The organism is Oleiphilus sp. HI0117, assembly GCF_001635235.1.
Map to the genome: position 1 here is coordinate 1 of NZ_LWGA01000716.1, position 8,079 is coordinate 8,079.

Here is an 8,079-nt window from a genome sequence, read left to right on the forward strand (position 1 = left end):
ATCTTACCGTTTTCCCTCTCAATGCTTATTAAAACTTCGACTGCTTCAAAATTAGAGTGGCTGCTTCTTGGTTTAGGGCTTCACTATATAGTAGTCTTTCAGTCTTTGTTGTTTCGGGTTGCTGGCTTAAAGCGTTTGCATTTAAGTCGCCCTGGCTTTGCTAGCGTCAAGGATGCACTAATAGATCTTATGAAAAAACTACTGCTTACTCTGATTCTTGTTCTTACGCCGGTACTGGCTTTTGCTGAATTCAAGTTGGAACACTTAGGGCTCGACGACTTAAGTGTGGAGGACTTCTCCTGGAAAAATATCTCTGACCTGGAGGGGTGGACGCCTCGTTATACCTATGTTGTTGATGATAACTTGATTGGCCGTACCCATTATATGGGAATGTCATTTTTTAAACGTCAGGGTGCAGCGCACGAAGGAATCACTTTACGAGGTGGTTTTGGGCATTTTGGTGAAAAGATTAACCTCAGTTACACCAGTGGCTTCTCTTTGATGGGAGTTGATATGGGCTTGTCTTATTTAATATTGGACAAGGATAATCTACGACAGCATGAGAACGAGATTGAAGGCTTAGGTCTAGAGCTAGGTTTGCGTTTTTGGGTGGTCCAGTTGATAGCCTTACATATGGATGAAACCTCTTATGTTTCTTTAGGTTATGGTTTTTAATGGTAGCCGATTCAAAAAAATGATCTTTTCGGTTTTCTATTAGGCAAAGAAAAAGCGCTCAAATGAGCGCTTTTTGAGAGATTATCTGACTTAGTCTTTCAATAACTCTTCAATATCATCTTCCGCTTCTGCAAGCTCAACTAACTCTTCGAAGAAAGATACCAGATTGATATCAATTGGCTTAGCAATGTCCACCGGGAACTGAGATAAAATTTCTTGCTTTTCTTGCTCGGCTTTAAACGCTTCATTTAAGTAGTCGGCCAAGTAAACGATGCTTGAATAAGCGGAATACTCTTCAAAGTCGTTAGGGGCAGCCTGTTGACGTATTCCATTTACAATTTCTGTTGGGAAGTTCCAGCGTTTGGCAAGTTCCGAGCCTGCTTGCGTGAAGTCATAGCCAAACTGGTTGTCTTGTAAGTCAATTCGATTAGCGCCTGATTCAACTAGCTTGTCAATTTTAACGGCAGACTCTTCATGATAAATATGAATTAGTAGCTCGCCGATGTTACGCATCATGCCGATTGTGAAGGCTGTTTCAGGGTCTGAGTCAGTGTGTTTAGCAATTAGCTTGCTGATGCTGGCAATCATGAAACTATCACGCCAGAACTGTTTTTTATCAAAGCCCGGGATGTCTTGGAAAGCACCAGTAATACCAGAGGCAACGACTAAGGTTTTCAGGGTATCGATGCCGAGCATCACAACTGCAGAGTCGATTGAGGCGATCTTACGTCCTGCACCATAGCGCGCGGAATTGGCTAGACGCATAATTTTGGCAGAAAGGACCTGGTCCATCTGTATTTTTTTTGAAATCTCATCAACATTGGAATGAGGATCATTAAACTGCTTGATCAGTTCTTGCACCACTTTCGGGATGTTGGGTAAATTTGGGCTTCCTTTAAATAGCGATTCTAAAGACATTCCTGTAACTCCTAAGCGTCAATTGCCTTTGTTTTATATTTGTTCTAATGAGTATAGAAAAAGCCCGCGATCGGTAAAGAATAGACTTGTGACTTTTTGTTTTTTATTGAGTTTTAGCGCATTGCTTGAGACAGCTCTTCTTTACCCACCAGGATTTTAAGTGTGGATGACTTAAATTCACGACGAAATAGAATAAAGACAATAAGGGTGCTGGCGACCATAAATACCCATGGGTTGATAAACCAGGTCAGCATGGCGATAGAGAAATAGTAAGTGCGTAAGCCACTATTAAAGTTGTTAGCGGCCATGGAGGCCATGGAAGCCATGCGTGAAGCAAGCGCCTCCCTCTCTTCATTACTGCAGTCTTCACTAGGGGTTGGCGCCCCGCCAACCATAATGGTTACAAAACCATATTGGCGTAAGCTCCAGGTAAACTTGAAGAAGGCATAGACAAAAACAAAAATTAACGTAATGACTTTGATCTCCCATTCCGAGCGATCGGTGGGGACTGCGAAGGGGAGCCCTTCTATGAGGTGTATTGCTTTTTCAGTTGAGCCTAAGATGGTTATTAAGCCAGCGAGAATAAGCATGGTCGTTGATGCAAAAAAAGAAACACCTTTTTCAAGGTTCGCAATTGCAGCATTGTCAGCGATTCTCATTTCTCTAGTCAGGACCCGGAGCATCCACTGAAACCGATACTGGTGAAGTTCGGATGCAAGGCTCGGAGAGTCTTCGGTGCTTCGGTAGCTTCGAGCACTGGCGTATTTCATATAGCCATTAAAGCAAACTAAAAACCAGATAATGGCTAGTAGGTTTAGCCAATTGTCGCTGATAAACAGCGTGAGGGTTGTCATAGAAGCTCCAAGCAGGGAAGTATATCGATTAGTGGTCAGATTGCTTAGGTCGTTTAAGCGCAGGGAGCAATTCTAAAGAACTAAGGTTCAGGGATCAATTTACAGAAAATTTTTAGCTTGGGTGCTTATTTATAATTGTTTGGTGATTTGAGAGCAATCACCCAAATGGGGGGAATTGTTGAAAATAATAACGGGGTCTAAGTTAGCGGTTGCGCTTCTTGAGCTCTGGTTTTGAGCTGTGAGAGGATTGGTTTGTAGAAACGTTTTCTGTAGCAAAAATAGTTTTTCAATAAACTTTGCTACAAAACATGAGAAATAAATATAACAAGCTCAATACATACTATTGGATTTAGATAATTCTTTATATGCGGTAAGAATTAGTAGTTCTGGTTTAGTGGTTCTGGTCTAGAAAAACTGAATGCGCATTATTTATAGTGCTAGAAGCTTTGGTTTAGAAAATAATTGGTTAAAAAATGTTCGTTTGTGATCTTGTAGAACCTTTTTTGATTGGTTTTTTGTCAAGCTAGTCTTAAGCGCTATTGAATAAAGCGACCCTGATTAATAAAAACAAATAATAGGCAAAACAATATGAAAGCTAAAAATAATAAATTTGGCCAAGCTAAAAGCTGGCTTTTACTCACGGCACTGATGGTCTTTAGTGCTCAAGCAAGTGCAATTTGTTGGTGGTGGCAGGATTGCGACGCCTACGAAACAAAATACCCTATCGTTCTAGTTCATGGTGTTTCGGGCTTTAGCGATATTTTAGGTATCGATTACTTTTATGGTGTTAAAAGTGCTCTTAAAGAACGTGGTGCCAAGGTTTATGCGCCGAATGTGACTGCATGGGATGATGCATACCAGCGTGGAGAAGACCTTATTGCAGCATTGGAAGATCTTCGTGCGGCGACGGGTGCGCAGAAATTCAACTTGATGGGCCACAGCTTGGGTGGGCCAACTGTACGCTATGCAGCGGGCGTAAGACCTGACTTGGTTGCTTCGGTAACGACTATCAATGCGGTGAACTTTGGTTCTGACTTCGCTGATGTTGCTCGCGGTATCGTTCCTGTTGGTGGTGGCCTTGAAGCATTGGTCGAAGGATCTCTTAATCTGCTTGGTAACGTAATTGATGCCTTGTCAGGCAACCCTGAGTATGCGCAGGATGCGTTGGCCTCAGTAACGTTCATGACATCGCCAGGCGCTAACCAGTTTAACGCTTTATTCCCGGATGGAAAGCCTAGCTCACGTTGTGGTGAAGGTGCATCTAAAGTAAATGGTATTCGTTACTACTCATGGGGTGGTGATGCGACATTTACCAATGCTTTAGATATTTCAGATGCGTTCTTGATGTTTACGGGTGCAACGATCAGTGGTGCGAACGATGGCTTGGTTGAACGTTGTGACCAGCATTGGGGAGATGTTATCGGTACGCGCTATAACATGAACCATATGGATGCAGTGAATCATGTCTTTGGTATTCACCATCTGTTTGAGACTGATCCTCTAACTTTATATAAGAATCAGGCATCACGCTTGAAGTCTGCTGGACTATAAGCCTTTTACAGCTCCTCTATGCTTTTAGGGGAGCTGTTTTCAGCAGCTAGCAGAACTTCTAACTTTCCAAGAGCATAAGGTATCGCTTGTCAATGACTCATCAAACCAAACTAATTAAAAGAAACTTTCTGTTGGGTGGTGCTGGCGTAGCAGCATTGGCGATGATTTTAAGTACTTTTGTATTTGATGAGGCTGCGCCGATTCATGCTAATCACCTCAGCTTACATCAAGACAATAAAATATCTCAGCTTGAGGCTAAGCCCTTGGCTAGTAATTTGGCGGAAGGTGCTCAGCTTATCAGTACGCTTGCATATGAGAGTCGACTAGGTGCATTGCCTGATTCGCTTCAAGGGACCCAGATGCAGCAAAGCTTGCAAGTAGATGAGCAGGGTAACTTACGTATCTCTAGCGATATCAAAAGAGTGTTTGATTATTTCCTGTCAACTATTGAAGAAGAAGAGTTGGATGTCGTGCTGGCTAGAATTGATGAATACTTGAGTTACTATTTGCAGGAGCCTGCACTGACTCAGTCGAAGCAGATCTTGGCTCAGTATATCTCTTTAAAACAGGCCTTATATGACTATGAACTCAGCCGCTCAGAGTCAATTAAAGGCATGATGGAGAACGGAGAGTTAATGGCCGATAAAGGTCGTTATGTCGCTTTATTAAGTGAGCAACTAAATGCTCTATCGGAGATGCGTGCACAATACCTGGACGCTGAGGTATATGAGGCGTTTTATGCTTCAGAAGAGGCTTATGATCAATACACTCTGGCTAGGCTAAGTATTGACGCAGAAAAAGGCTTGAGCGCTGAAGAAAAGGAACAGCGTTTAGCGCAAGTCGATGCTCAAGCACCTGCTGATATTATAGAGTCTCGTAGAGAAGCTCGTATCACTGACGAATTAAATTCCCGTGTTGCCCAAATAAAAGAAGAGGGCGGTGGGTATGAAGAAGTTAGAGCGGTCAGGGTTGAAATGTTTGGTGTTGAAGCAGCTGAACGTTTCGATACTTTGGATCAGGAACGTGCTCAATGGCAAGCGCGTATTGATAGTTTTCTGGATCAACGACAAGAAATCCTATTGATAGAAGGCTTGAGTGCTGAAGAGCGTCAGGCTCAAGTTGATACATTACGTGCCAGTCAATTTGACTCACGCGAGCAGATTCGAGTGAAAGTTTACGAGCGCAAAGCTGACGTTTAGCTCATCTATTCATTGAGCACTGAACTAACTTTGTGTAGCATCCTCTGTGTTTTAAACATGTGAGGTTGCCGTGCTTATCGAGCGTTTATTCTATATTCGCTGTTCTAGAAAATGAAACAGCTTTTCTTTGCCATGCCTATCGGCATGCGCTACATGATTCTTAGTGCGCTGGGCTTTGCTCTGATGGCTGCTTGCGTTAAAAAAGTCAGCTTGTTGGGTATACCTGTTTTGGAAATCGTTGCTGCGCGAGCTTTGGTTTCCGTGCTCCTGAGCTATGTCGATGTAAAACGTAAGCGCATTTCCCTTCTGGGCAATAATCGCCCCTTGTTAATGCTGCGCGGCGCAGTGGGAACGTTGGCGTTAGTGTGTGTATATTATTCTGTGACACATATGCCTTTGGCTGAAGCCACGGTTCTACAGTATTTACATCCGATTTTTACTGCCATTCTAGCGACTTTCTTTCTTAAGGAGCGATTGCAGTGGTCTCTTGTTATCAGTATCGGTTTTAGTTTTATTGGCTTATTGCTTGTCGCAAGACCTGCTTGGTTGTTTGGCGGAATAGGGACGGACATTGCCAGTTTTGCCTTGATGGCTGCGGTGTTAGGTGCTTTTGGGAGTGGTGTGGCCTATGTTATTGTCCGCAAGCTCAGTCAGACGGAAGACCCTTCCGTGATTGTATTCTACTTCCCTATGGTCGCTTTGCCATTTTCTCTCGTGTTATTGGGGGACGATTTTGTCTTGCCGACAATGGAAGCTTGTTCACTTTTACTTTTGGTCGGGATCTTTACACAGGTCGGGCAAATTGGCTTAACCAAGTCAATGCAAACGGAACCTGCAGGAAGGGCGACAGCGTTTTCTTATCTGCAGGTAGTTTTTTCAGCATTGCTAGGCTGGCTTGTTTTTAGTGAAGTACCAGACATCTGGGTGTGGCTGGGTGCTGGAGCGATACTGGCGGGCGCAATTATTAATATGCTGTCCAGACAGAAGTGAAGCAAACCGGGCGCTCTGATAGATGAGCACCCGTCTCGCTTAGTTAGTCTTATTGAGCAAAAAGGTGTTGAATTGTATTGTCAATTCGAGGCTCAAGTTGGCTGAACTCTTCTAGTGTCGGGCCAACCGAGTCATACCACTTTTGTAAGCTTGCGCTAAGTTGTTGCTCTCGGCTTAGGTTTTCACCTGATGAAGACATTCCTTCTGAAAGCCTGCTAACTTGTAGCTGCATGCGCAGCTCTTTGTCACTTTCCGGTGACTCGATACCTGCAGCGATCTCACAAGCTATACACAAAGAACGTGCCTCTTGAAGTGTCACGCAACGCTCGGGACTTACCGAACCAGCTTTGACAGAGATCCATAAAGTTTTAAGAGTATCTTCCTGAGCTTTAGGAAGCTCAAGTTGCGAGGCAAACTCATCATCAAGGTTCGCATCGGCCTGAGTATTATTGTGATAGACCTCTCTACAGAGCTTAGCCTTACGCTGTACTTCTTGCCAAGCTAATAGGTGCTGCCTGTTTTCTTGGCCAGCGATAAGTTGCTTAAGTTTTTTGAGTAAAGCTTCAAAACGATTTTGAATTTTTTCCAGAGCTTTGCCTTGTACTGAAGGTAGGGACTTATATTCTTTACGGTACTCGCTTAATCTGGCTTTGAGTTCGCTAAGGTTGGTATCGCTTAGGGAATCGAGTTCAGATTCGATACGAGATAGAAGCTCGTTCGCTGCGTTTGAAGCCTTATTCGCCTCTTCTTTCTTTTCATTGCGAACTTGGTCGCGGCGGGCAAATATCTGGTCGCAAATTGCGCGAAATGCTTGCCAAAGCTCTCTTTCTTTCTTATAAGGCGTGATGCCAACCTTTTGCCAGGCTTGTTGTAAGTCCTTTGCACTTTGTATGGCTTGTTCAAGGTTTTCAAGCTCTATAAGCGTCTGCGCCTGATCAATGATTTCTTGCTTCAAGGAGAGGTTCTTGTCTCTTTCTGTATCAAGTTTCTTATCAAAGGCTTTTAAGAGGGCATTGAACTGTTGTTGCATTGGCTTATTGGTTTTGAAATCAACCGGGTAGGCTTCTTTCCATTCAAGGCGAGCTTGTCTGTTAATTTTTTCAGCGCCTTTCCAGTCAGCGTTTTCCCAGTCATTGTTATCAATGAAGTTGCTTAACTCTGTGATGATTTGTTCGCGCTTTGCGGAGTTGTTCTTTTTAAGTTGATTCTGTTCGTCAAAAAAAGCATGGCAAGGTTCGTAAGCCTTGTCGGCCGCTTCTTTAAAGCGCTGCCATAACGATTGGTCTGAAGCACCACCCAAGGTTTTCCATTCCTTTTGCATTGCTTTGATTCGATCGGCTTTATCGCGTGGCTCGATATGTGTGTCGACGAGACGCTCCATTGATTCGCACAGCGCCAGTTGGCGAGGGTTTGATGCATAACCCTGCCAGTCGCGCAGGTCGTTCAACTGGTTAATTCTGAGGTTGAGCATGTTGTGATACTGGTCACTTTGCTTGCTTCCCAGCTTACTGATTTGTCGCTGGATATCTTTGAGTAAAGAGTTGGATTTTTTTAGCTGTTTATCTTCCAAAGACTTGTCGAGTTGCGTGACTAATTGGGAAATCTTGCTTTCAATCTCTTTAGTGTTCTCAGCGACCTGTTGCTTAATTTCAGCAGAATGCCCCAGCGCTTCATTGCTTTGGGAAATAACTTCTGGTTGTGCGTAATCTTTCGGCCAATTTACCTGCTTAAGAAGCTTACGAATTCTTTGGTTGAGCGTATCGAGTTGCGTGCTGTCTTTTTTACCCTGTTTGCTAAGTTCGTCGATCGATTCCTTTAGCTCGGGCTCAGCTTCTTTCAAGAGCGTAAGCGCTTTATAGTACTGACGAATCTCACTCATTAATACTTGATAG

General features: G+C 43.5%; 7 protein-coding genes. 4 read left to right on the top strand and 3 right to left on the bottom strand.

Features of this window, described 5'->3' with window-relative positions:
- Positions 1-675, top strand: a 675-nt coding sequence (locus tag A3757_RS10690) for a hypothetical protein (RefSeq protein ID WP_231878252.1), incomplete at its 5' end; no start/stop codon positions are given.
- A gap of 90 nt (positions 676-765) precedes the next feature.
- Here the strand turns inward: A3757_RS10690 and A3757_RS10695 are convergent.
- Together A3757_RS10695 and A3757_RS10700 are read right to left on the bottom strand one after the other, a co-directional pair.
- Complete coding sequence (locus tag A3757_RS10695) at positions 766-1,593, bottom strand: HDOD domain-containing protein (RefSeq protein ID WP_068512887.1); 828 nt, start codon at positions 1,591-1,593, stop codon at positions 766-768.
- Between the two features lie 113 nt (positions 1,594-1,706).
- Positions 1,707-2,447, bottom strand: a complete 741-nt coding sequence (locus A3757_RS10700; protein WP_068514659.1) for a DUF599 domain-containing protein — start codon at positions 2,445-2,447, stop codon at positions 1,707-1,709.
- Positions 2,448-3,035: 588 nt separating this feature from the next.
- Here A3757_RS10700 and A3757_RS10705 point away from each other — a divergent pair.
- From A3757_RS10705 to A3757_RS10715, 3 genes are all read left to right on the top strand, one after another.
- The gene (locus tag A3757_RS10705; RefSeq protein ID WP_068552731.1) at positions 3,036-3,998 is read left to right on the top strand and encodes a triacylglycerol lipase; all 963 of its coding nucleotides are present in this window, start codon (positions 3,036-3,038) and stop codon (positions 3,996-3,998) included.
- 92 nt (positions 3,999-4,090) lie between these two features.
- Positions 4,091-5,197, top strand: coding sequence for a lipase secretion chaperone (locus tag A3757_RS10710; protein ID WP_068553531.1), 1,107 nt, complete (start codon positions 4,091-4,093; stop codon positions 5,195-5,197).
- Positions 5,198-5,308: 111 nt separating this feature from the next.
- Positions 5,309-6,187 carry a DMT family transporter gene (locus A3757_RS10715; protein ID WP_068553530.1) on the top strand — a complete coding sequence of 293 codons (879 nt, stop codon included), beginning with the start codon at positions 5,309-5,311 and terminating at the stop codon, positions 6,185-6,187.
- Positions 6,188-6,236: 49 nt separating this feature from the next.
- Here the strand turns inward: A3757_RS10715 and A3757_RS10720 are convergent.
- Positions 6,237-8,079 (bottom strand): DUF349 domain-containing protein (locus tag A3757_RS10720; RefSeq protein ID WP_231878253.1); only part of this gene is annotated, 1,843 nt, incomplete at its 5' end.